We start from the raw sequence: 504 nt of genomic DNA on the forward strand, positions 1-504 counted from the left end.
CTTCAGCACCGCCAGCGCTTCATCGGTTCTGCTGTGTCTGGCAGACTGTGCGGGGTTATTCTGACGGGAGAATGCTATGAACAGACTGACAAACCTGACACCTGCAGAGAAAAAATTTCTTGATGATGCTATTGCCGCAGCTGAGAGAGCGTCAGGCAAAAAGCTAAATCAGCCGAACCGGCATATCGTCCTGAACAGAGCGCGTGCGCAGATTGAGTCGCAGCGTTACGCCGACCGCCAGCGTGCATTACGTGAGGATGAGCGGCAGCAGTCCGAGTTTGCCTGGTCACGTCCGCGCGCGCCGCGCCGCTGATTGCGCCTTTTGGCGGTTTAGTGGTGCTGACACTCCGAAATCGTCTGCCATTCACCCGCGTGCATAGCCATGCAGGTACGCAGAAATCATCAGGGGCGTTTTTTCTCGATATGGGCACAGAAAGGTGTATGTTTCAGGCCGGAGGCCTCAGAAACGCCCTGAGGCCGTTTGAGGGGGTGCGGCCAACGCAT

1 protein-coding gene is annotated in these 504 nt (G+C 56.7%); it reads left to right on the top strand.

The window, feature by feature from the left end; genetic code table 11:
* Positions 1-76: 76 nt before the first annotated feature.
* A complete protein-coding gene (locus tag ABD259_RS25745; RefSeq protein WP_001676031.1) occupies positions 77-313 on the top strand; it encodes a hypothetical protein in 237 nt (78 codons plus the stop codon).
* Positions 314-504: the final 191 nt, after the last annotated feature.

The organism is Nocardiopsis rhodophaea, assembly GCF_039530945.1.
GTDB lineage: Bacteria > Actinomycetota > Actinomycetes > Streptosporangiales > Streptosporangiaceae > Nocardiopsis_C > Nocardiopsis_C rhodophaea.